Raw genomic sequence first — 24130 nt, 5'->3', positions numbered from 1 at the left:
TCAAGATTATGTAATAACCATAAACCCTGTTCTTTAATTATTTTTAAATTATTACACATAAAGGGGGTTATATATAAATACATACCTTATCAATTATATATTAACATAAATTAAATAATTAGTATATATATATTTATTTTTTTTTAGGCTTTATCACTGTAGGTGATAAAGAGCCTATTTATAAGATTTTTTTAAAAAAGAAAATAAAAAAACAGCAACTGCTTACTAAAAGTAGCAGTGCTGAATAAAAAGAAAGGTTTTTAAAATGATAATAGAATTTTCACAAGAGCAAATTATTAAAGAAACTGATAATGGTGCAATAATAATTGAATTTGGAGAATATAAAATATCAATTTCTAAATGTTTTATTAAAAAAAATTCTTTTAATATTGATGAAACACGAATATATTGAGTTTTTAAAGATAATATAAAAAAAGAATTAAATGGTGTGCAATTAAAAGAATTATTAAAACAATATATTCAAATTGAAGATTTAAAAGAAAAACCAATAATAAATAATAAAATTATTGAAAAATTAATTACTTTTGAATTTTATAAAAAATATAATGGTTATTATATTGGACAAATAAAAAATGAAGAATGTTTTAAATATAATATTACCTGAGAAAAAGATAGAAAAAGTTTTAAAATAAATAATCCATATAATCATAATGATTTAGTAATAAATTATATAGTAACATCATTAAAAGATTTAGTAACTCATAATAATAAAATATTTTATTTAAAATATTAAGAAAGGAATTAATATATATGTATTTATGAAAAGAAAATATTGAATATAAAAAAACTTATTTAAATAATATTATTACTCATAGTTGTGATATTTGTCATAAACAATCATCTATAAATAATAGAACATGTAATAACTGTTTTTATAAATTAATAGGTAAAAATAATGAAATGTAAATTACATAATAAAAAATATATTTGAATTAGTGAAATAGATAATTCTTATTATTGTAATAAATGTATTAATAATATGATTGAAGAAGATATATATTTAACAAGTGATAACTATGATAGTTTATATAACTATTATATTAATGAATTACAATTAGAAAATTTTTAAAGGAGAAAAGATAATGAATCAATTAGAATTACAAAATGCAAGAAAATTAATAGATAAATTTGAAGAATTACAAGAAGAATTTAATAGTAAATATGAAGAATTAGAATTTGAAATTGATAATGATGGTGATTTAAAAATTATGAAAGATTATTTTTCATATGAAAAAATAAATAAATTAGAACAAGTAATTATTCATTATAAAAAAATTATTAAAGGTTAAAGGAGAAAAATAATATGCAATATAATTATTTATTAAAATATAAAGTAAATTATACTAATAAAAGAAAACAAAAAATATTTTCTACAATTGAAAATGCTATTAATTTTCATAAAAATTATAAACATCATATATTAGAAAATGCTTATATTGAACATTATGAAATATTAGTAATGGAATTAGATATTAAAGGAGTTGAATTTTAATGTCAGCACATAAGAAAAATAAAGAAGATTTATTAAATAAACAAATGATTGTTAGATTAACTATAGATGAATATTATGAATTTAAAAAATATTGCTTAGAAAATCATATTACAATTAATGCTTTTCTAAGGAGTTTAATTAAAAATGCAATTAAAAAATAATTTAATTTTTAAAAAAGATACACATCAATATTTTTTAAATAATCAAGAAAAAATCTCAGTTTCAAAAATTATTCAATATTATTTATATGAAGATAAAAATCCTTATGAAAATATACCTTTTGATAGATTAGAAAATGCTAGATTAAGAGGAGAAACTGTTCATAAAGTAGCAGAATTATATTTTAAAAATATAAATATTAATAATATAAAAGATAAATTATTAAATAATATTCAACATTTATTTAATAAAAATTATTTACAATATTGTGAAAATTTATTAAATAATTTACAAGAATTTAAAGTAAATACTAAATATATATGTGAACAAGTATTTACTTATGATATTATTGCTGGAACACCAGATTTAATTTATAAAGAAAATAATTTATATACAATAATTGATTTTAAAACATTATCAAATATGTATAAAGAAAATAAAGAAAAATCAATATTACAATTAACTGCTTATTATTGAATATTAAAAAATAATGGTTTTAATTTATCAAATATACATTATATTTATTGAATTCAAAAAGATAAAGTAGAAAAAATATTAGTAGAAATAACAGATGAATTAGTATATGAATGAGAAATGGCAATTGCACTTTGAAAGGAAAATCACTAATGGCAAATTTAACTTTACCTAAAAATATAGATAAATCAAAAATACAACAATTTACTAACTATTATGAATTAACAAAATTAAATGATAAAAAATTATCAACATTAAATCCACAATCAGTTATTAATACTTTAGCAACTATATTTGAATTAGATTTAAGTAATAATCCAATTAAAAAAGAAATAGCATTAATACCTTATAATAATGAATTACAAGTACAAATACAAGAAGATGGTTTTTTAACTTTATTACAACGTTCAAATTGTGTAATTGATTTTCAAAGAGAAATTATTACTGATAAACATATTTTTAATAAAGAAACTAAACGTTGAGAATTAGACCCTAGTAAAATATTTGAAAATAAAATAATTATTGGTTATTATGGTATGATTTCTATTAAAAATTATTTAGGTAAAATAATTACTTTTATTAAAGGTATGACTAAACAAGAATGTGAAGAACATAGAAAAAAATATAGTAAAGCAAATGGTAATAGTCCATGAACTACTAGTTTTAATGCTATGGCACTTAAAACAGTTATTAAAGCAATTATTAGAGATATTAATAAAGACCCTAGTATTAAATTAGAAAATCAAAATATTATTGATAGAGCAATGCAAATTGACCAAGCAATAGTATTAGATAATGAAAATATAATGTATGTTGATAATCCAAATAATGATAATAAAGAAATTAAATTAAAAGTAATGGAAGAATCAAAAGAAGAAATAAATATTAATTATGAACAAATACAAAATAATATTGATAATTTAGATAATATGGTATTTAGTAATGAATAATTATTTACTTTCAGTAGACCCAAGTATTAAAAATACTGGATTTACATTATGAGAAAATAAAAAACCAATATGAATAAAAAGTTATAGTTTTAAAAAAAATACTGAAATTGAATTTAATACTTTTATAATTGATGAAATTAATAGTTATGATGAATGTATAAATAAAGATAATTTATATTTAGTAATTGAACGTGGTATTTTTAATCCAAAATTTGGTCGTGGTAAAGAAACTTTAGACCATTTACGTGGTTTTATATCAAGTCAATTTAATAAATTATTAACAAAAGATATGTTAATAAGTTCAAGTGAATGAAGAAAATGATATCAAAGTTTAGATGAAATTAAATATAATTGAAATTATAAACCTTGAACTAAAGAATTATCAATTGAACTTTCTCAATTCATGATTAAGAACCATAATTGAAATATTAAAATTAAAGACCATGACCAAGCAGAAAGTTTATTAATTGGTTGATATTATTTAAATAAGGAAGTGAAATAATGGTTTGATGAGAAATATTAATAATTATAAATTCTACAATAATAGCATTAATAAATTTAGGTTGTTTTATTGTTTTATTACTTGATTTAGTAAGGAAAAAATAAAATGAAAACTAAATTAAAATGTATTTGTAAAGATTGTAATAGTAAAGTATTAATTAAATTACAATCTACAGATTTAGAAAATACTTCTGTTCAATTTTTTAAAATGTGTAAAAAACATCAATTAGATTTTAATAATAAAGTAAAAGAAATTAAAGAATATTATAAAAATAAGGAGTAATATTATGAATAAAGAATTTACATACTTAAATGAAATTAGTTATTGATTATTAAATAAAAGTGATTTTACTCATAGTGAATATAATCTTAGTGGTAGTAGATATTCTAGTAAAACATATAGTATAGCAGAAGAATTAGCAATATTAATAGTTATATCAATTAAAGTACAAAAATCAATTGCTATTTATGCATTTAGAAAATTAAATAAAGATATTAATGATTTAGTAAAAGAAATATATAATGCTTTAATAATAATTGGATTGAATGATTATAAAGACTTTACTTTAAAATACCCTAATAAGCAAGCAGACTTTCGTTTTAAAGGTTTTAAATCATTTATTAGGGTAATGGGTGTATATAGTAATTCAAATGATAGAATACCTTTAAAAGGTCTTTCTCGTAGTGAAATAAAAGGTTTTGATTTAGCAATTGAATGATGTGAAGAAGCAAATGAATTTAGTCAACAAGAATTTCAAGCAATAACATTTGCATTAGGTAATGCTAAAAAAAGAATAAAAATAAAAAGTTGTAATCCAGATAATATTTATCAATATTATATTGAATATATGAATAAAATTGTACCTTTTAATTTAGAAATAATGAAAGAAAAAAATGAACAAATTAAATCAATATTTGATAATAATATTTTTAAATTATTTCATTATAGTAATTGAAAAGTAAATGCTCATAATCTTACATTAGATATGATTAATGATTTAGAAGAATTAAAAGTATTAGATCCAATTAAAGCACAAAGTTGATATTATGGTGTACCAAGTATTTTACAAGGTGCTATTTTTGCTAGATATTTAGATAAAGTTAATACTAAATTAGATTTTCAAGTACAAAGATTAACTGGGGGTTTAGATATAGGTATGGCAACAAGTCCAAGTGGTCATCCTACATCTGCTTCATTATGATTTATTGGTGAAAATGATAATGGTAGAAGAGCACATAAAGAAAGTGAATTTTATCATAGTAATGTTACTATGCAATATAAAGATACTGATACTTTAGCAAATGATATTATTAATTATTATATTAATGAAAGTAAACGTTATATAGCAATGTTATTTGGTTTTACTTGTTATGTTGATTATGGTAATGGTGGGTTAGTATTTATTGATGTTTTAAAAAGTTGAGTTAAAAAACGTAATATAACATGATTAAAATTTATAGCAGTAGATAAATCAATTTTATATTTAAATGATAGAATTGATTTTACAACAATTTGTATGCTTAAAAATATTATTAGTTTTAATTGAGAAAGATGTCCAGAAACTAAAAGACAATATAGTTTAATGCAATGATTAGATAAAAAGAAATTAGATACTAATAATAATAGTCCGAAAATGTTAGATTTACATGATGATACTTGAGATAGTGATATGTATGCATTAATGCATGAAATGAAATGATTAATTAATGGTATTAATAATAAATTATTAATTAATAAAAATAATTTTGGTGGTGATTAATATGATAAATACAATGGAATATTTAAGTTGTGATAAAAAAGATTGATATATTGATATACCAATGATTATTGCTCAAAAATCAACTAAATTATGATTAGGTAAAGGATTTTTATTTAATTCAAGTAAAAAAGAAATATTAGATTATCTTAATGAAATGAATTTAAAAGATAAATGATTAGAAAAATTTTATAAATTTGGTTTACAAAATTCACTAATGGGTAAAGTATTTATTATGATTATAGTTAATGAAGATAATAGTAAATCCCTTAAAATATTACCTAATAGTTTTTGTGGTAGAGTTGCTAAATATAATGAACAAGAACAATCAGCAGAATTTTATTTTATTAATGAACAAGCAGATAGTGCTACTTTAACTTGAGTAACAATACAAAATGGAAAAGTTAAATATGAAACATATAAAGATAATAATAAAGATATTATTTTAGGTTCTACAAGAACTAAATTAAAACCAAATATAACACCATTAAATACTTATGAAATTAAAAATCCATTTAATTATATTCCTATTTTTGAAATAACTAATTTACCAATTATTAATTTATATGGTAATACAACTACTTTAAATGCATATCCAGATTGTACAGCAGTATGAGATTTAATATGAGATTTAAATCAAGTTATTAAGAAAAAAAGATTAGAAAGAGAATTTAATGTTACTACTTTATTTGCTGTATTAGATAATGAAACAGTTAAAGAAATGCAAGAAAATGGTAATATTATTGAAAATCCTAAAAAAGATATGATAGTTAATGTTGGTAGTGCTGGATATGATAAAAATGGTAATGGTAGTATGCAAATTATACAAGGTGACCCAAAATTTAGTGAATATTGATTAGATTATAATGGTACTGCTAAAGCAATATTTAATGGTTCTGGTTATGATTATGATGAACATGGTAATGATGTTTATACTAATAAAACACAAAGTATGTTTAATAATAAATTTGATATGGAAACAACAGAAATTAAAATAGCATTTTATAGTGCTTATTTTTATCGTATATTTGATTTACTTCTTATTAGTGAAAATTTATGAAATGGTATTGGTGAAAGACCTTATTCATTTAAATTTATACCTATAGCAATGACTGACCAAATAGTACAAGACCAAATTATTAATTCAAGATTAAATAATGGTACTATGACAGTAAGTGAAGCAATTGGTGAATATGATAATATTGACCAACTTATGGCAGAAAATAAATTTGAAAATATTATTACAGAAAATAAAAAATTAAATAAAGAATTAGGAGATAGTGAAAATGAGCAATCATCAACGAATTCAATTAATGAAACACGCACATCTAAATCTAAAGAGACAACAAGCAATAATTAAACGTTTAAGTCATTGAAAAATATTTCCATTTATAATTAATAATGGAGCAATACCTTTAACTGAAACTGGTTATAAACCTATTAATAGTAAAATTAGTGATTTTGGTCAATATGAATTAATACTTTCTGGTAATACTCCAGTTGTATGTATTTGAAAAAATAGTACTAAAATCTATCAAAAAAATAAAGGTATAACAGACCCAACTACTCATAAAACTACTGGACAAGACCAATATTATACTAAACAATATAAAATTGGTGATTATTGAAATGCTTATTTAATTGATGATACAAGTGGTGTAGATTTTGGTGGTTTACCTAATAATCAATTATTTAAAACAATTTCTACAACAAGACAATATATATTAGTTATGTTTGAAGAACAAATTACAGTAGATGATTATTTACAATTTTTTTGTGTATTTAATGATAAAAATGAAAATATTGGTGGTAATACTGGTAAAAATCAAGATAGACAATTATTATATATTTCAAATGTAACTAATTATTATAGTCCTTATAATGGTGAATTTAGTATGCAAGTATTAACTTTTAGTTCAGTTAATGATAGAGCAGTAGCAAGTGGTCAAAATACGCTTGATTATGTACAATATGCAAGTCCAGGTAGTGGTTATGCTTTCCCTACTATTCAAAATAGTTTAGTAACGTTAAATCGTACTTTAATGCGTGATATTGGAGTTAGATATAGTCATAGACAATCTTATGGTTTAGAATTATTATCTAGTTGTTATTATTATGGTAGACCTATAATACAAGGTCAAGCACCTAATAAAATTAATAATAATGAAATATTTGAACAAAAAGTATTTGCTTCAAGAAGATTATTTATTGCTGGTAATAATGACCATTCAAGTACATCAGTTAAAAATAATGGTGGTTTATTAGCAGGTATTAATGATAAAATAACTACTAATAGTCATCCAGAAACTACATTTTATAATTTAATGGATGTAAAACCTACTGGATATCTTAATTTTAAAAATTGAAAAGAATGATTATCAACTAGTTTAAATTTACAAGCAAATTTATTTGTTACAAAAGATTTTAAAGGTATGTTAGCATTTGATAAAACAAAAGCAACTAATAGTAATGGTACAGCAATTGGAGAAGCTAAATTCTTTTGAGATAGTGAATGAAATATTAATAATATCTCTGGTAATTATAATGTAGATATGTCTAGTAATTTTAAATATAAAGACCCAGATACTAATTTAATTATTGGTTCACCAACTGTAGATTATTCAAAAATAAGTCAAAAATATATGAGTGCTATATTAAATTTTAATTCAGTAGTATTTAGTAGTTTAATACAAATGCCTTATGATAGTGTACAATGATTACCTTTTGCTTTAAGTGATATACCATTAATTGGTAAATTATTAAATGTTTTAAGTTTAGGTATTCCAATTGGTTTTATTATTAATCAAAATAATCAACAATATAAAAAAATGTTATATTTTAATGGTTTTATGTCAGCATTTTTTACAAATAATTTAGAAAATATTATTGGTAATGGTGGTTTAATTCCATTAAATGCATTTACTAATGATAATGATTTTGCTATTGGTAAATTATTAGGTGCTAATGTTTCTACAACTGCTATGACTATGAAACTTACAGATAGAATATCAGTATATCCATGAGACCCTACTACTGGTCATAAATTAACCACTAAAGAACAAATTAGTACAGTTGATTTATCACAAAAGAAAAATAATAAAGTTTATATTTTAGCAGAAGATACAGAATTTTTAGATATAGCAAGTCCATTAACTAATTTAGATAAAGATTGTCAATGAAATCCAACAAGTAATGGTGTTAGTGATGGTTCTAATTATGCTTATATTATTGATACAATTGTAACTCAATCATTACATCAAGGAGAAGAAAGACATACATTTTATAGTGATAATCCATTTACTTATCAAGGAGATTATAATGAACTTTCAGTTGCTCAATTTAGATATAAAAATAAAGGTGCTTTAACTAATAATGCTTTTAATTGAACTACTTTATATAAATTAAATCATGATGAATATGAAGAAAGTGAAGAAATAACTTTTAGTTATCCAGCAAACATATTACCACCAAGTCCACAAAACATAGCAAAATCAATAATTATAATACCTGATTTAAAAATAGAAATGACAGCAAATGATGTAATGTTAATAACAGAAAATGCAGAAGATAATACTAAAGAATGATTAAATAATAATAAAACAATAAATACATCTAAGGATATTAATTTAAAAGATTATTTAGACCCAACATTATTAATTAATACTTTTAATGATTTACAAAGATATTATAAAAGTATAACTATATATTATAATTATGATATTGAAACAACACATAATTCAAAAAATGCTGATAGTGGCTCAACTAAAATAAATATTAATAGTGAAAGTTTTCATCCTGCAAAAGAAGAAGATACATTTTTATCAATTGATTTAAAAGATTTAAATCTTAATAATGGTGATTATCCACAATCCTTTTATAATGTAGATTTTTATGTAATACCATATAATTATGTAGATAATTTAGCAATAGTTTATTTTAATTCTAATAATAATTGAAAATATTATAAATTAGTTGAAACTGAATTTAATTTAAAAATAGAATATACTCAACCTATCGGTTCATCTTATTTTTATGAACAAAAAATTAATAGTTATTATCCCATAAATTTAAGTATAATAAATAATAATAATTTAAATTGAACTTTTTATTTAGAAGCTAATTTATCAAAAATAGAGTTTAAAAATCATACTCCAAGAGACCAAGATAAAAGTTCAGCATATAGATTTATGAACAATATAAAATCAAATGTATATAAAATAGTTTTAAACGCAAGATAATTTGTTAGAATTAAAATATAATTAAATTTTAGGAAGTGATTAAAATATGTATTTTTTAAATCGTAATAATTCAGATGATTGGCTATGATGAAGAGAATTTACACATTCTCCTTATACAATTTCAATAAGTATGTCTATTTTTTTTATGTTTTTGATGTTTTTATCTTATAAATTATTTAATTTTTTATGTGAAAATAAGAATTTTAAAAATTATATATATATATATATATTATTAAGTTTTTTATTTATAAGTCCAATTTTAATTTATCTTTATGATAATAATTTAAATATAAAACAACTTTATTACATTTATATTATTTTTGGATGTATTGAGTTTTTATGTTTTTATTTTATTCCAATTATTTTAAAATTATTTAAAAAATATCCTAAATTAAAAATAAATTTTAAATTTAAAAGAAAACCTAAAAATAACATTCCCACACAATCTAATTAAAAAGTTACCTTAATTGGTAACTTTTTATATTTATTCTTGTAATTCTTCTAATTTTAAAATATTTCCATAAGTAATACCACCAGCGTTGTTAATTCTAATACAAATATTATTAACTTCTAATTTAAACAACTCAATTCTATTTTTAACTACATTTCAATTTCGTACATAACTATCTATTGTATATATACAATCAATCTTGTTTGATACTAGTTTATCAAATTCTTTAGTTATAGAATAAGAAATAGGTTGCGTATCTCCGTATCACATATAAGTAACTCTATATTTTTTACCCACAATAAAAGTATATAAAATTCTATCTTTAGTTTGTCTTGTTCCTACTTCTTTTCATTTTGGACATGGACAAGGTGTTGGTGGTATTGGTGGAGTTATTGGTAATATTTGTTCACTATAATTTTTAGTATTTGTATTTTCTGCTTCTTCTAATGAAAGCAAAAAACCAGTTTGATAATTATATTTTTTTAAATAAATCATTGCTGATGTAACACCTAAATCAACATAATTAGTTACTACCTTTTGATTATTTTCTGCTTGAAATGTACTATCTAATATAGCAGGTGCGCCTCTTCACATAAAAATTAAATATTTACTACTTCCATTACTTTTAAGATATGCTCATGAATAAGCAACTCTATATAAAGTGTTTAATTTAAAATTAAATGCAATATTATCATTTTCATTACTAATAGTACCAACTGATTTTCATTTAATAAAATTTAATTCATTAATTTTATCATCAACATATTTTTTATGTGGAATATCTAAATCATCAGTTACAAACGGATTATTTCTATATGTTAATGTAATATTACCTTTTTTAATAACATTATTAATTAAATTAGTAGTAGTATCTTTATCATCTTTATTATCAAATATTCTATTTTCATCAACTGAACTTCCCCCAGTAGCACTAATAATATTATCTTTAATAGTTATATTAGTACCTGCAATTAATTTATCTTGTTTTAATAATAATTTATCATCTGCATATTTTTTTGGAATTAAAGTTCCATTTAAATAACTTGAGTAATCTTCTGTAAACGGATTAAAATTTTTATAAGCAACTCATTTATATATAAAATTAGGTACTAAAGTATGTTTTAAAATTTCAATAGCATTTTTTTTATCATCAAGGTCATCAAAATAAATTACTTTATCACTAACATCACTATTAACTATATGAGTTTCTTTATCATATTTAATATTAATAGTTTTTTTTGGACTTTTAAATTCAGGTACTGTAGTACTTGTATTAATACCTCTAGTATCAATATTAACAACTGGTCTTAACATATTTTGTGTATTAGTAATAGTAATTTTAGTTCTAATATCTAATGATTTTATATTAGTATATGGTATATATGCATTTAATGGACTATCTTCTCCACAATTTGAAATAAATTTATTAAAATAATTATTTTTTTGTGGTTCTATTCCTTTTAAATTAAAACCTTTAATATTTGGATATTCTTTAATTTTTCTTAAATAATTAAATACTTCGGGTGGGATAAAATAAGGGTCATCTGGATTAGTTTCACTATAAGTTAATCCACCTTGACTAATTGAACCTTGACCACGTAAATAATCTACATCTTTAGTTAATAAAAATCTAACATAATTAGTAGTTGCTGTTTGAACATTATCTGTAAAATCTGTTGGTGTTATTTCTGGTCATTTTTTACTAATAGTAAAACCACTTAAATAATCAATATTACTACTAGCTACAGATATTGCAAATCAAATTTCATTATCTGGAGTAGTTACTTTATCAAATAATAATTCATTAAAATATTTTGATAATTTAAATTCTTCAACTGTAATAAATAATATTGGGTCTTTAATTGCCATAATTTACTCCTTAATGTAAAAATAAAGGGTATTTAAACCCTTTAAATTTTAATTTTAGTTACTTTTTTCTTATCTTTATTTGTTAATTCTTGACGTTTTGCTTTTTGAGCAATAATAAAATCTTCAAAATCTTTTTCATCAACATCAAAAGCATCTAATTTTTGTGCAATAGGAGTTTCTGTTAATTGTAATCTATCATTTAATTGTTTAATATTTAAAATAATATATTCAATTAATTTATTAATTTTAAGTTCTTTAGCAACTATATCTTGTTTATTTTTTTTAATTTTTTTTGAAATAATAGATAATACAAAAGTAATAATAACACCACTAGTAACTGCTCCTCCTATAATTCCACTTAATAAATATACTGTTAAATTCATTTTTTATTACACCTTTTCTATTTGAATTTTATTTGAATGATTTTTACATAAAATACATTCTTTTTTATGTTTTTTAATTTGTTGATATTGATAAATTAAATAAGGACTTGTAATAATAATTGGAATTGTTATTAATCCATATTTAATTAATTTTCCATAATTACCTAATTTAGTAATAACATTTACTCCTATATGACTAAACATTGGAAATAAAGTTAATATTAAATGGTCAGGTCAAGTAAAATTATATTGAGTTGTATAACTTCCAATTCCCATTTCTATTGGTATTTTAGGTAGTAATCATGGTGTTATTGTAAAAAATAATGTTATTAATATACCAATAATATGACTAGTTATTTTTAAAATATTAGATATTAATATTTTGATTTTATCTATATGAGTACTATTTTTATTAAATCAAATTTTATTTAATTTTTTATATTCTTTATTATCTTTTGATATTGGATTAATAGTATTTCATATACCAATTGGTTTAATAGGTTTTGTTAAATCTATATCCATATAATCACCTACTTTCATGTTTTATATTTACTTTTATTTTTATAAATAGAAATACCTATATTTTTAGTAGTACTACTTGTTTTATGAAAATTTAAATATTCTTTTCTTTCTACTCTTCATGCTCTACTACCTAATTCAGTTTTTGGTAAAGTTTTAAATTCTTTAAGTTTAAAAAATCCACGTTCTAATCTATTAATAAATGCAGTTGTTTTTAATACATTAATATTAGTTGATTTAAGCACATTATAGCGTTGTTTACCTTTACTAATACCTTTCTCTTCTTTAAGTTGTTTCTTAACATATTTACGTATTTGTGAAGGTAAAAAACCCCTTAAAAAATATCTTCAAAATATTGTTCCAGCACCACTACCATTTTTACCTTTTTGAACTTTCATTAATTCTCAAGTCTCTTCATTTACATTAGGATAAGTATATGGACCATATCAACGTTTATTTTTATATGTATCAGATTGTATTAAAACTTGTAATAATCCTAATTTAAGTGATTTATTAGATTTATAAAATAAACCTTTTTTTAATCATGAACTAGATAATATTACTCAACCTTTATCATCTTTATTATCAGTTTCTTTTACATCTTTATTATTTAAATCTTTAGTATCTTTAGTTTTATTATCTTTAAATAAATTATTAACTTTTTTAATTGGATTAACAAATAATTTATCTAATTCAGTTTTTAAAATAGTTAATTCATTAGGTTTTAAAATAGATAATAATTTTTTAGCAATATTAGGATTAAAAACTGAATAAGGTTGATTTAATTCTTCAATAGAAACATTTTCACTATCTAACACTGATTTTAATCCATTATCTTTACTATAATTTTTTAATAAACTAACAATTAATACACGAATATCATCACTTGCTAATGCAGAATATATTAATCTAATAATTAAAGGTAACATTATAAACTAAAATTACTATTATTACATTGAATATTAGGAACATAATCATTAATAGTATTTCTTATTTCATAGTTATCTCAATCAAAAATATTATCATCTGATATTATTGGTTGAGTTTCATTATCAATAAAACTAGTTTCTTGCATTTCTCTATCATGATTTGTTTTCATTGGTAATAAATTATGTATAATTTCACTAGCACCCGCTATTATTGTAGGAATAGCATAAGCATTATTAAAATCATTATTAATACCCATTGCTACACCACTACTAATTAAACACCCACCAGTACCCATATTTGCTATTTTTCTTATTGGTTCAAATCTATTAGGTATTAATTCAGTAATTCCACTAATAAGATTTGAAATACCATAAGCATTTAATGAAATATAAGTATCTCAATCCATTAAATTATTAGGATTATTATTAAATAAAATATTAAATAAATTATCTGGAAATGGATTAACAGTAGTAGATGTTGTACTTGTAGTGATTAATGTTGTTGTATGTATAGGTGCTGTAGTACTAGTAATAGGAAATGATGTTGTAGTAGGTTCTATGGGATTAATAACAGTATTTAAAAACTTAGTATAATTTACTAAACTAATTGTTCCTAAACCTAATAATATTTTTTTAGAAGTATTAATAAATTTAGTTTTATTACTTGGTCTTTGATTTAAAGCTCAAATATCTAAACCTAATTTCTTACCAAATAATAAACTATTAATTGAGCCTAATATTGGATTACCTATTAATTGACCATAATAAGCACTGGTTCCAATCATTGCTGAAATAGGACTTATACCTGTTCTAATTAATTTTATTAAAGTATAATTACTCAATGATGTAGTCTCAGCATGTTGTGGCATGTTTATTTTCTCCTTTTAATAATTTAGTAGATTTTTTAATTTGAATTATTACTTTACCTTGACAATTTATATTATCTCCAACACATATAGCAAAATCATCATGTATATCACTTACTATAAAATAATCATTTCTTAATTTAGGATATTCATCAAGTAATATTGCTCTTAAATCATTACTAGTAGTTAAATCTTCTGGTTTTGGTGAATTTATAATAATTTCATTTTTATAATTAAAATATTCATATATATTAGTCATTATTAACTTGTTTCTTTTTTACTTTTGAAAATGTTATTTTTACTGTTCCATAATATTCTTTATTATCACCAGTCATAGTTGCACTTGTATTAGTAATATTAGTATATGTTGCTTTTTTAGGTGTAAATCCAACATTACCAGAATTTACTATTGCTATATCTAATTCATCACTAGTAGGATTATCACTAGCAATAGTAATTTTTCCTAAATCTTTATAATAAATTATATTTTGTAAATCTAAAATATTCATATTATCATAATCTGTTGATTGATAAGTAGCATTAACATTAGTTGGGTCTGTTTTATAATTTTTTGCTCTTGCTGTTTTAATTTCATCAATTGTTGGCATTTTTTCTTGAATAATATACATTAAATCTGGTCTAATTGCACTTGGTAATGCATATAATGCTTTCCCAATAATACGAATATTATCTGTTGCATTATCTAATTTATTTCTTACTTTTGTAAATGAAATAGGCATACCTCACATATATCTGTTATAAACTACACCAAATAAATTTAATAAATTATAATCTTTTTCTAAATGCATACCAGAAACTGTATCATGAATAAAATCTTGTTCTAAATAAAAACTTTCATAAAATTCCATACCCATAATTTGATTTGTATATCTTTTACCAGTTGCTAAAGTATTTGCAGCAATTTGACCATAATTTAATAATGTAAATGCTTTTGCCAAATTAAAACTACTATCAATACCACAAGCACCAGTTAAATCTGCTTTATTAATACCAACCGTAATATCATCTACTTTTTTAATTAATTTATTATTTCTTTCTCCAATTATATAATAAGCATTTAATGCTTGTTCTTTAGTCATATTATTTAAATTTAAAGGTAATACTAATGATTTAGCAATTGCATAATCTTTGGTACCTTGTAAAAATATTAATTCAAAATTTTCTCTTAAATTTCTCATAAATGAACTTGTTCAATTTGAAACAATTTGAGTTGCTACATTTGCTGGTGAAGTCATAAATCTTTCAATATCAAATTCTGGAATATTAAAATCAATTGTTAATTCTTTATCAATAATTAATGTTGTTGTTTTAACTGTTCCTTTTTGTCTTTTAGTACCAGTAAATTCATCTCATGTTGAACCTCATAATACACGAACTGTTGCTCTATATATTGCCATTGCGACACCACTAATATTTGCTATTTGGTCAGCAGTAACAGTATTTCTCATAAATAAAGTACTTATTTCAGCAGTTAATTCACCACGAACTTGTGCTTCAAGTACACTTAAAACAGCATTTTCAGTAGGTGTATTACCACCAATAATAAATGCTTTAGGTATTTGTGGAATTGCCATTTTATCCTCTTTCTATTTAATAGATTTAAGTGCATTTCCTCTTGCTAAATTTACAAGTTTTTCTAATTCGTTAGGGTCAGTAATACCTGTAGTTTTTGCTTTTTCATTTAATTTTCTTTCTAATTCTTCTGGATTAATACTATTTGTATGTAAATCTAAAAGAGTTTTAGGATTAAAATCATTTGTATTAGGTTTATTTTCTTGTTTAAAAGATTCTGATATTTTATCAATAAGAAATTCTTTATAATCTTCATTTATTTTATTAAATGCTTCTTGTTTAGATAAAGATTTATAATTATCAGTACTCATTAAATTTTTAATTAAATTTACTTTTTTAGTATCTTTAATATTAGAAAATAATTGTTGCTCTTCATAACTATTAATTTTAGTTTCATATTCTTTTAATTTAGTTTGTTGTTCTTGTAGTTTTGGTTCTAATTCAGTCTTAGTATTTTTATAAACAAAATTTCGGTGTTGTTCTAATAAATTTTCTAATTCTTCATTAGTATAATTTTTATTTTTATCTCAGTTAAAGTTTTCCATATTTAACTCCTAAACTCGCAGAATGGCTACTGTTTCCTTAATATTAATTATATCATTTTTCCCCTTTAAAATAAAGAAAAAATCTATATTTATTATAGATTTTCTAGTCATTATTTTCTATTTTTCTTGGTTCAGTAATATTAATAATTATATCATTTTGAGTGTTATTATCTTCTTCATTTATATCAAATTCATTTGGATGTGATTTTCTTCAATGTTCATAAATTAATTGTGGAGTTACTAATGCTTTTTCTAACATATGAGTTGAAATAATACTACGTGCTTTATCATAACTTTTTAAAAATTTTACTTGTCATGGACTATTTCTACGTCGGCAATCATATATAAATTTTCTATCAATTCCAAGAGCATTATTTAATCCTTGTGGTGTTAATGTTTTATTTTTTGTTCGTAAATAATTACTAATTTTAACCTCATAATCTCCTAATTCTTTTCTTTGTTTTGGCATATTATTCACCTTTTATCCTTATGTATATTATAACATTTACTATTATTCTTATATATAATTATTTGTAGTTTAAAGAAAGGAATTAATATTATGACTTTAATTAATAATGAATATGATTATGATAGTTTAGATATTAAATATACAAATTTAAAAATAAAAGAATATGAACAAGATTTATTAAATTATGATTATAATTATTTTAAAACTTATGATAAAAATAAATATAAATTAATACAAAGAAGAGTAAAATTAATTATTAATCCTTTTGGAAAATCTTATCTTCCATTAAGAATATATAAAAATTTAGAAACTAATGAAAATATATGTCCAGTAAAAAATTTTATTAAAATTCTAAAATATAAAAATTGTACTAATCGTTTATTAAATTTTATATTAAAACAAATACATAAAGGTAAAAGACAATGTGATATTAAAGATATGTTACCCGATTGTCCTATTTCAAATCAAACTATTAGTAATATAATAAAAAATAGTAAATTTACTATTCAACCTTTAAAAGAAAAAATTAAAGTATTAGATAATCAAAAACTTCATATTGATATTGATGATTGTTATGAATTTTTAAGAAATGATTATGGAATAATAGAAAAACATTGTATTAGAATTTTTAATTTTTATACTCATAAAATTAATATTGGTAAAAATAGAAATCAATTATTAAATAAAACTACTGCTTTTTTATTATATAAAACTGGTAATAGTAATAATATAACACAAGATAAAGTATATAATTTTGTTTTTGAAACTATTAATAATAATTATGATATTAAAATAAATAGTTTAAAAGATTTAGAATCTCAAAATCTTAATTTAATAATTGCAGGTGATGGTGCATTATCAATAAGAGCAATGGCTAAATTATTAGGTGGTTATTATATATTAGATAAATTTCATGCTTTTAGTTATCTTTGAAAATCATTTGTTGGTAAAAGGGGAAAGAAAAAAGAATCTACTGATTGAACTAAGTATATAGATTCATCTGCTTCTTTTAAAAACGGTAATTATAATCAATTTATTAATATTTTAGAAAATAATGTTGATGAAAAAACATTTAATTATTTTAAAAATAATACTCAAGGTATTATTAATCAAGGAGCAGATTGAAATATTGGTTGTTATGCTGAAAGTACTGTTTTTCATTTAGTAAAGTCATTAAAAGGAAATGGTGCAAAATCATATAATTCTAAAACATTTATTAATATGTTAAATGCAAGAGTAGCATATTTTAATAAACAAAATATTAGTTTTTAGTTAATATAAAATTAAATAAATCTTTACCTAAATAGTTAGGAATTTTTAGATTAAAATAGTAAAATTAAAGTGATATTATTGTTTACAAGAATGATAATATATGATATAATTATATCAACAATTAAAGATATATTTCTCTCATTGAAAATATATCTATACGTATATTTTATTCGCCCGTTGTAAAATACGCATAGTATATCGATAATCGTTCAGTTGCTTTCTTTACTTCTGAATTTTCAAAAGTACTGGGATAATCAATAGTTAAAATTAAATCAAAAATTAAAAATAGTGTTATGATAAGTAAACCAAGCAAACGGAAACTAAATTTACGAAGATTTTTTCTTCTTAATCACTCTGCATCATTAAAATATTTTTTATTCATCACTAGTCACTCATTTCTTGAGAAATTATGATTTTATATACTCTTATATAATGTATTCATATACATTATAGCGCATTTTAATTTATGATTTTTATTTTTAAATTTTTTTAAAATTCCTTCTACTAATAAGATATAATTCATAAGGAAAGGTGAGATAAATGAAAAATACATTAATAAAAATTCAAAAAAAATTATTACATATTCCTTTAGCGCTTACTGCTGTGGCGTTAGGATTAACAACTTTAGGCATTGCCTTCACCCAATATAACAAAGCAACAGTTGGAGGAAATCTCCCTGGTATTAGTTTCAATGGCGATTGAGTTCAATACGTGACCATTACCCTAGCTAGTTTTTTCTTATTCTTATGTTTATTAAAAGTACTAAGTAATCCCCAATGATTCTGAAAAGAAATGAAGAGTGGTAGTGCAAGTTCACACTTACCAGTCCTATTCATGACTACTATGGCCATTGGTGAGTTTGCGATTGGTAAAGGGTCTATTTATGGTGGTTTATTCTACTTTGGAATTACGCTATGATATATTGGTTTAATTTGTCAACTAGTTTATTTAGTATGATGGTTAGTGACAAGAGCAATGTGGTTTGACATTAAAGATGTTGATGGAGCATGGTATGTACCATTAGTAGGAATTCCTGTTGCTTGTGCTATTTTACCAGGGCAACTTGGTGGTGCTAACTATGTTACTTTATTACAAGCGTTATGATACTTTAGTTTTGTTGGATTTATTATCTTAACTTGTTTAATTTTATATCGTTACTTATTTGTGACAGCAATACATACTACGGAACTACCGGCAATCGGGATTATTGCCGCTCCTGCAAGTCTATTGTTAGTTACTTACTTTTTTGACTTTAGTGGGACAAGTAATGAGAATCATGTGTTTATGTTTTTATTAGCAGGAATTGCTATTACGTTTACCTTTATTGCTTATATTAGTATGATTAAAGTTTTCGTCACTAAATTTAATACTGGTTTTGCTGCTTATTCATTTCCATTAGCCATTGGCGCGGTAGCACGAATTGTTTTTGCATCATGATTTGCTGCTAATTACAGTATAAGTTCTGATGTATTAATAATTTTTAAAACAGAAGCATTTGCTGAGTTAGTTATCAGTTCGCTTGTTATGCTATATTTACTAGTTGGATTTAGTATCCATAGTATTACTAAAATTGCTGTACATCCTGACAAACATCAGCATTTACCAAAAATAGTAAAATATTTTGAATAGTTTGCTAACTAAAAATACATGTTGAAAATTGTTGCTTATTAATCAAATTGTAAGCAACAATTTATTACTTTTTTGATTATTAAATTATTACCAAAAAGAACGGGATTTTACTTTAAATTGAGTTTTTCAATGTCGTTTGCAATTATTACAATAGTATTTTTTAGGAATTGGAATTCTAAATATCATACTTTTCATACCGATAAATCTTGCGTTGATATTGTTTTTATAAATAACATGATATTTTGTTCTATGAATACTTTATCATGTTATTTTATATTTGCGTTGCAAATTTTTCTTCCGTATATCTTCTCAGTAATTTTGTAAAACTAAGTTACACAGTTAACTGGAAAGCAGCCCCTGCCGTTTCTTCGTTTTCTTCTACAGCATATTCAATACTAGATTTATATTCTTTTAATTCCTCTTCAGTATTAACTAATAAATAATTAATACTAATGATTCTTTTATTAAGTTCTATTATTTCATTTTTTAATTTTTTTATTTCATCATCATATTCTTTTTTAGAATCTTTTAGGGGTTGGGATATTTCATTTGATGGATTTAAAATTTTTAATTTTTCCTCAGTATTCTCTTTTAATTTTTTCATGATTTCCTTTTCTTCATTTTCAAGTTCTTTTTCATAGTTTTCAATTACTTCATTTATTTTATTTTCTCATTCTTCTAAAATATTTTGATTTTCTTCTTGTAATTTTCTTGTTTTTTCTTCAAAATTCAGTTTTTCTTGATCTTTAAAAAATTGTACCGAAGTTTAAAATTTCATTTTGGTTTTAGGTAACTTCTCATCATTTATCAATAGTTTCGATAAATTTTTTACTTTCTAATAATTTATTGAGGTCTTTAAAAAAAGTTGAAATTTGTTTTTCATGTCTAGTTGATTTGAAAAAGTCATTTTTTATTTTCATGTTTTTTTATTATAAAGTAATAAAATTTTCCTTTTTTCATTTTCTATTTCTAAATTTTTAATTTTTTTATTAATTTCCTCAATTTCTTTAATAGCCTCTTTTTCAGTTTGATTAATATGACTTAAAAAATCATTTTTTATTTTCTCATTTTTTAAATTTGCATTTTTAATATGTATTGCTTCTTCTTTATTTTTAATTATAAAAGATTTTAAAAAAGTTGTATTATTTTCCGAATGAAAATCTTTAATACTTTCATTTTTTAAATATTCTTCGTTATCATTTTTAATATCTTGAATTTCTTTGTTTGTTTTAATAATATGACTATTTATTTTTTTTATTTTCTCTTTTAAATCATTAATAATTTTAATTTTGATTTTTTTCTCAAAAAAATCAAAATAATTGATACTTTAAACTATCTTTTAAATGTTTAATAGTGTTATTTATTTTTTCTTCATTTACTACTTGTAATGCAGCAACAATAGCTGATGATGTTGCACTGTTTTCTATTGTATTTTCAACATTATTCGAAAAAATCTTGGTATTGCTTTTTCATTCTGAAATTAATTCTTTAAATTCATCAAAAATGATATCAAAATCAACGTTTTCAATGTCAGGTTTATTATCCTGAAAAATATTAAACCATGGCATGTTTTTCTCTTCTTTCAAAATATAGTATTGTTATTTCTTTTTCATTTAGAAAACTTACCTTTACAATTCGGGTAATTAAATCATCTGTAGTCATGTTTTTATTGTTTTTTGCCATGCTTTATTTCTCCTTTTAAAAATATAAACTATATTATATATTTAGTTTATGCATAAACTTTAACAAATATTAAAAATTATATTAGATATAATAGTACATGTTTTAGTGGTGTTATCTTATGACAATGTCTATTATATATAAATGCAGTTTGTGTTTTTCTTACAAAAGAATTTTTAGGATGATAGTTTTCAACAACAATGGATTATTTTTCGTTAGTTAAACCTAGTTGTAGAACAAGCATTAAAGTACTTTACTAATGAACAAATTAAAATTTAATCCTTCATATTGATAATGGTAAGCAATATTATCATCAAGATTTAAAAGATTTAGCAGAAGAATATGGAATAGTTTTAAGTAAAAAATGTCCTAATTGTTTTGATGGTAATGTTTTATTAGTAAACTGATTTGCACATTTAGCCCAAGAATGAATACCATATGAAGGAAACAAAATAAATCAACTCCTAATATTATTTATTGCTTTTTAAGAAAAAAAGTTTATTATTAATTATAAGGATTACTAGTAATTAATCCTTATAATTTTAATGGATATATGAATATATAAACTGCCCTATTTATATAAATATTAAAATTATTATTCAATTATAAATTTTATGATTTGGTTATTTAAACTTTAGTTTTTATTTTAATAAAACTAAATTTTTTCCATATTTAAGTGATTTTTCAAAGTCAAGAAACCAAATTAAAAATGAAAGAAGGTGATTAAAAGTGATAAAAATATCACATTTTAATTATAAATTTACAGCATTACTATCGACACTAGCACTTACTTCTGGCTTAACTTTTGCTACTACTAGTAATCATACTTTACCAGGATTTCATATTACTGTTAAAGAAAATAATAATAATGATGTTAAATTAGCTAATACCTGAAATAAGATTAATGATAATTATGCACAATTAATAAAAAATAATAAAGATAAATTAATTAATGTTGAATTCAAGCAATGAGACCAAATCGCTAATCAGTTACAAGCACCAATTAGTGATGATTTTATTAGTAAAGAAGTAGTTAACGCATTCCAAGGACAAATTGACGACAAGACTAATCATTTTATGCCCACTGATGGAAAACAATATTTTGATAAGACAATTATTGGTCGTAGTTTTGCAAATAAAAATTTTGATAGTGGAATTTCTAGTTTTGGTAGTGTCTATCTTAACTATAGTGATCAATTGTCAACCAGCATTAATAATGGTTTGTTTGCCACGATTAACCCCAAAAGTAGTTTTACCAATTATTTTTCAGTACCTTATACTTTGCAAGCTAGCAAAAATATTATTAATCAATCATTATCTGAACGTTTAAAAGTTATTCCAATCGGTGATAATAATATTAAAAGTGAAAATGAAAATGAGTTAGTTATTTTAGCTAAAGCTAAACCAGAAGAAAAATTAGTTATTAAATCTGGTACTACTAACATTGAACCAATTGAAAATGGCAATCTTAGTTATGCTATTATTGCTCATAATCCTAGTGCTGGGTTTAACGCTACTAATTTTAGCGTTGATGCTAGTGGTTCTGCTACCAATGAAGTAGTGCACCATGATATTACTATTAGTAATAAAACATCTCAATTAAGTTTTACTATGGGCACTAAAAATGATATTACTAATGTTGATTGTCAATATTTAGTTCAAAATGTTGCTGGTAATGACAACTTACTTGTTATGAACTATGCTAAAGGAAATGCTACTGTTAAAATCCCTACTTATGAAAAATGAACTTATGCCAATGTTGATGCTAAAACTTTAACTATTGATAGTACAACAACAAACCCTATTGCTAATAATTATACATTAACAGCAAGTAGTTCATCATCAGGAATCCAAGTTTACTATCTTGCTTTAAATGTGCAAGACAAAGCTCAACAACAAGCATCAGGTCAATATGTTACTATTTATAATCAAGACCAAGCTCCAATTTTTAGTAATTGTACTAATTTATTTGCTGATAGTAATGTGACATTCCAAGGATTTCAACAATATCTAAATAGTACTAATAATCTTGAAGTTAACGATTTAAAAGATAATGCTAGTGCGTTAGTTAGTCAATTTATTACTTATCAAGGTGCTATTGCTAAACATAACTATATTAATTATTTAACAACCAATAGTGATGATCCAAATCCATTTCATATTAATACCAAACCATCTTCTAAAACTTTGGTTAATAATTGAAAGACTATTATTCTTGCTTGTATATTTTTTAGTATTTTAATTATTTTACCATTTGTGATTTTATTGCTTCGTAAACGTAAACGTTTAAAATAACAATTTTTGTTTATTAAAAACAAGTATGAATAGAAAGG

General features: G+C 22.0%; 31 protein-coding genes. 16 read left to right on the top strand and 15 right to left on the bottom strand.

Annotated features, from left to right (window positions below; genetic code table 4):
• Positions 1–265 precede the first annotated feature (265 nt).
• The 13 genes from AAHM98_RS04795 (at position 266) to AAHM98_RS04735 (ending at position 9592) form a co-directional block, all read left to right on the top strand.
• Positions 266–754, top strand: a complete 489-nt coding sequence (locus tag AAHM98_RS04795; RefSeq protein ID WP_342275762.1) for a hypothetical protein — start codon at positions 266–268, stop codon at positions 752–754.
• Positions 755–771: 17 nt separating this feature from the next.
• Positions 772–927 carry a hypothetical protein gene (locus AAHM98_RS04790; RefSeq protein ID WP_342275761.1) on the top strand — a complete coding sequence of 52 codons (156 nt, stop codon included), beginning with the start codon at positions 772–774 and terminating at the stop codon, positions 925–927.
• Positions 917–1090 (top strand): hypothetical protein, encoded by a 174-nt coding sequence (locus tag AAHM98_RS04785; protein ID WP_342275760.1) that lies wholly within the window; start codon positions 917–919, stop codon positions 1088–1090. Before AAHM98_RS04790 ends, AAHM98_RS04785 begins: the two co-directional genes overlap by 11 nt.
• A 13-nt stretch (positions 1091–1103) precedes the next feature.
• Entirely contained in the window at positions 1104–1310 is a 207-nt protein-coding gene (locus AAHM98_RS04780) for a hypothetical protein (protein WP_342275759.1), read from the top strand.
• Positions 1311–1324: 14 nt separating this feature from the next.
• On the top strand, positions 1325–1513 hold the full coding sequence (locus AAHM98_RS04775; protein WP_342275758.1) for a hypothetical protein: 189 nt from the start codon (positions 1325–1327) through the stop codon (positions 1511–1513).
• On the top strand, positions 1513–1674 hold the full coding sequence (locus AAHM98_RS04770; protein ID WP_342275757.1) for a hypothetical protein: 162 nt from the start codon (positions 1513–1515) through the stop codon (positions 1672–1674). Before AAHM98_RS04775 ends, AAHM98_RS04770 begins: the two co-directional genes overlap by 1 nt.
• Positions 1658–2299 carry a PD-(D/E)XK nuclease family protein gene (locus AAHM98_RS04765; protein WP_342275756.1) on the top strand — a complete coding sequence of 214 codons (642 nt, stop codon included), beginning with the start codon at positions 1658–1660 and terminating at the stop codon, positions 2297–2299. Before AAHM98_RS04770 ends, AAHM98_RS04765 begins: the two co-directional genes overlap by 17 nt.
• Positions 2299–3096: a recombinase RecT gene (locus tag AAHM98_RS04760; RefSeq protein WP_342275755.1), complete on the top strand. Its 798-nt coding sequence runs from the start codon at positions 2299–2301 to the stop codon at positions 3094–3096. Before AAHM98_RS04765 ends, AAHM98_RS04760 begins: the two co-directional genes overlap by 1 nt.
• Positions 3089–3598, top strand: coding sequence for a hypothetical protein (locus AAHM98_RS04755; protein ID WP_342275754.1), 510 nt, complete (start codon positions 3089–3091; stop codon positions 3596–3598). Before AAHM98_RS04760 ends, AAHM98_RS04755 begins: the two co-directional genes overlap by 8 nt.
• A 105-nt stretch (positions 3599–3703) precedes the next feature.
• Positions 3704–3880: a hypothetical protein gene (locus AAHM98_RS04750; RefSeq protein WP_342275753.1), complete on the top strand. Its 177-nt coding sequence runs from the start codon at positions 3704–3706 to the stop codon at positions 3878–3880.
• Positions 3881–3884: 4 nt separating this feature from the next.
• Positions 3885–5357 carry a hypothetical protein gene (locus AAHM98_RS04745; RefSeq protein WP_342275752.1) on the top strand — a complete coding sequence of 491 codons (1473 nt, stop codon included), beginning with the start codon at positions 3885–3887 and terminating at the stop codon, positions 5355–5357.
• 1 nt (position 5358) lies between these two features.
• Positions 5359–6714: a hypothetical protein gene (locus tag AAHM98_RS04740; protein WP_342275751.1), complete on the top strand. Its 1356-nt coding sequence runs from the start codon at positions 5359–5361 to the stop codon at positions 6712–6714.
• Positions 6668–9592: a hypothetical protein gene (locus tag AAHM98_RS04735; protein WP_342275750.1), complete on the top strand. Its 2925-nt coding sequence runs from the start codon at positions 6668–6670 to the stop codon at positions 9590–9592. The genes AAHM98_RS04740 and AAHM98_RS04735 overlap by 47 nt, the downstream gene beginning before the upstream one ends.
• A gap of 484 nt (positions 9593–10076) precedes the next feature.
• On the opposite strand, the gene AAHM98_RS04730 is transcribed toward AAHM98_RS04735, so the two are convergent.
• The 9 genes from AAHM98_RS04730 to AAHM98_RS04690 all read right to left on the bottom strand — a co-directional run bounded on the left by AAHM98_RS04730 (position 10077) and on the right by AAHM98_RS04690 (position 17216).
• Positions 10077–11912 carry a hypothetical protein gene (locus AAHM98_RS04730; RefSeq protein WP_342275749.1) on the bottom strand — a complete coding sequence of 612 codons (1836 nt, stop codon included), beginning with the start codon at positions 11910–11912 and terminating at the stop codon, positions 10077–10079.
• 41 nt (positions 11913–11953) lie between these two features.
• Entirely contained in the window at positions 11954–12295 is a 342-nt protein-coding gene (locus AAHM98_RS04725; RefSeq protein WP_342275748.1) for a hypothetical protein, read from the bottom strand.
• A gap of 6 nt (positions 12296–12301) precedes the next feature.
• On the bottom strand, positions 12302–12817 hold the full coding sequence (locus tag AAHM98_RS04720; protein WP_342275747.1) for a hypothetical protein: 516 nt from the start codon (positions 12815–12817) through the stop codon (positions 12302–12304).
• Positions 12818–12825: 8 nt separating this feature from the next.
• On the bottom strand, positions 12826–13743 hold the full coding sequence (locus AAHM98_RS04715; RefSeq protein ID WP_342275746.1) for a hypothetical protein: 918 nt from the start codon (positions 13741–13743) through the stop codon (positions 12826–12828).
• Entirely contained in the window at positions 13743–14612 is an 870-nt protein-coding gene (locus tag AAHM98_RS04710) for a hypothetical protein (protein ID WP_342275745.1), read from the bottom strand. Before AAHM98_RS04710 ends, AAHM98_RS04715 begins: the two co-directional genes overlap by 1 nt.
• Positions 14578–14868 carry a hypothetical protein gene (locus AAHM98_RS04705; RefSeq protein WP_342275744.1) on the bottom strand — a complete coding sequence of 97 codons (291 nt, stop codon included), beginning with the start codon at positions 14866–14868 and terminating at the stop codon, positions 14578–14580. Before AAHM98_RS04705 ends, AAHM98_RS04710 begins: the two co-directional genes overlap by 35 nt.
• Positions 14861–16204 carry a hypothetical protein gene (locus AAHM98_RS04700; RefSeq protein WP_342275743.1) on the bottom strand — a complete coding sequence of 448 codons (1344 nt, stop codon included), beginning with the start codon at positions 16202–16204 and terminating at the stop codon, positions 14861–14863. Before AAHM98_RS04700 ends, AAHM98_RS04705 begins: the two co-directional genes overlap by 8 nt.
• A 12-nt stretch (positions 16205–16216) precedes the next feature.
• On the bottom strand, positions 16217–16747 hold the full coding sequence (locus AAHM98_RS04695; RefSeq protein ID WP_342275742.1) for a hypothetical protein: 531 nt from the start codon (positions 16745–16747) through the stop codon (positions 16217–16219).
• A gap of 103 nt (positions 16748–16850) precedes the next feature.
• Entirely contained in the window at positions 16851–17216 is a 366-nt protein-coding gene (locus tag AAHM98_RS04690) for a hypothetical protein (protein WP_342275741.1), read from the bottom strand.
• Between the two features lie 90 nt (positions 17217–17306).
• Here AAHM98_RS04690 and AAHM98_RS04685 point away from each other — a divergent pair, with 90 nt between their 5' ends.
• Positions 17307–18488 carry an Mbov_0401 family ICE element transposase-like protein gene (locus AAHM98_RS04685; protein ID WP_342275740.1) on the top strand — a complete coding sequence of 394 codons (1182 nt, stop codon included), beginning with the start codon at positions 17307–17309 and terminating at the stop codon, positions 18486–18488.
• 166 nt (positions 18489–18654) lie between these two features.
• Here the strand turns inward: AAHM98_RS04685 and AAHM98_RS04680 are convergent, their stop codons facing one another.
• On the bottom strand, positions 18655–18870 hold the full coding sequence (locus AAHM98_RS04680; protein WP_342275739.1) for a hypothetical protein: 216 nt from the start codon (positions 18868–18870) through the stop codon (positions 18655–18657).
• A gap of 158 nt (positions 18871–19028) precedes the next feature.
• Here AAHM98_RS04680 and AAHM98_RS04675 point away from each other — a divergent pair, with 158 nt between their 5' ends.
• Positions 19029–20117, top strand: a complete 1089-nt coding sequence (locus AAHM98_RS04675) for a hypothetical protein (protein ID WP_342275738.1) — start codon at positions 19029–19031, stop codon at positions 20115–20117.
• 331 nt (positions 20118–20448) lie between these two features.
• Here AAHM98_RS04675 and AAHM98_RS04670 read toward each other — a convergent pair whose 3' ends face one another.
• The 5 genes from AAHM98_RS04670 to AAHM98_RS04650 form a co-directional block, all read right to left on the bottom strand.
• A complete protein-coding gene (locus AAHM98_RS04670; RefSeq protein ID WP_342275737.1) occupies positions 20449–20721 on the bottom strand; it encodes a hypothetical protein in 273 nt (90 codons plus the stop codon).
• Between the two features lie 181 nt (positions 20722–20902).
• Complete coding sequence (locus tag AAHM98_RS04665) at positions 20903–21037, bottom strand: hypothetical protein (protein ID WP_342275736.1); 135 nt, start codon at positions 21035–21037, stop codon at positions 20903–20905.
• Between the two features lie 363 nt (positions 21038–21400).
• A complete protein-coding gene (locus AAHM98_RS04660) occupies positions 21401–21685 on the bottom strand; it encodes a hypothetical protein (RefSeq protein ID WP_342275735.1) in 285 nt (94 codons plus the stop codon).
• Positions 21672–21800, bottom strand: a complete 129-nt coding sequence (locus AAHM98_RS04655) for a hypothetical protein (protein ID WP_342275734.1) — start codon at positions 21798–21800, stop codon at positions 21672–21674. Before AAHM98_RS04655 ends, AAHM98_RS04660 begins: the two co-directional genes overlap by 14 nt.
• 304 nt (positions 21801–22104) lie before the next feature.
• On the bottom strand, positions 22105–22248 hold the full coding sequence (locus AAHM98_RS04650; RefSeq protein ID WP_342275733.1) for a hypothetical protein: 144 nt from the start codon (positions 22246–22248) through the stop codon (positions 22105–22107).
• 278 nt (positions 22249–22526) lie between these two features.
• On the opposite strand from AAHM98_RS04650, the gene AAHM98_RS04645 reads away from it, so the two are divergent.
• A complete protein-coding gene (locus tag AAHM98_RS04645; RefSeq protein ID WP_342275732.1) occupies positions 22527–24092 on the top strand; it encodes a hypothetical protein in 1566 nt (521 codons plus the stop codon).
• Positions 24093–24130: the final 38 nt, after the last annotated feature.

It is taken from the genome of Spiroplasma endosymbiont of Nebria brevicollis (assembly GCF_964030895.1).
In the GTDB taxonomy this organism is placed as follows: Bacteria; Bacillota_I; Bacilli_A; order Mycoplasmatales; family VBWQ01; genus Spiroplasma_E.
This window is presented reverse-complemented; position numbering and strand designations above follow the sequence as displayed.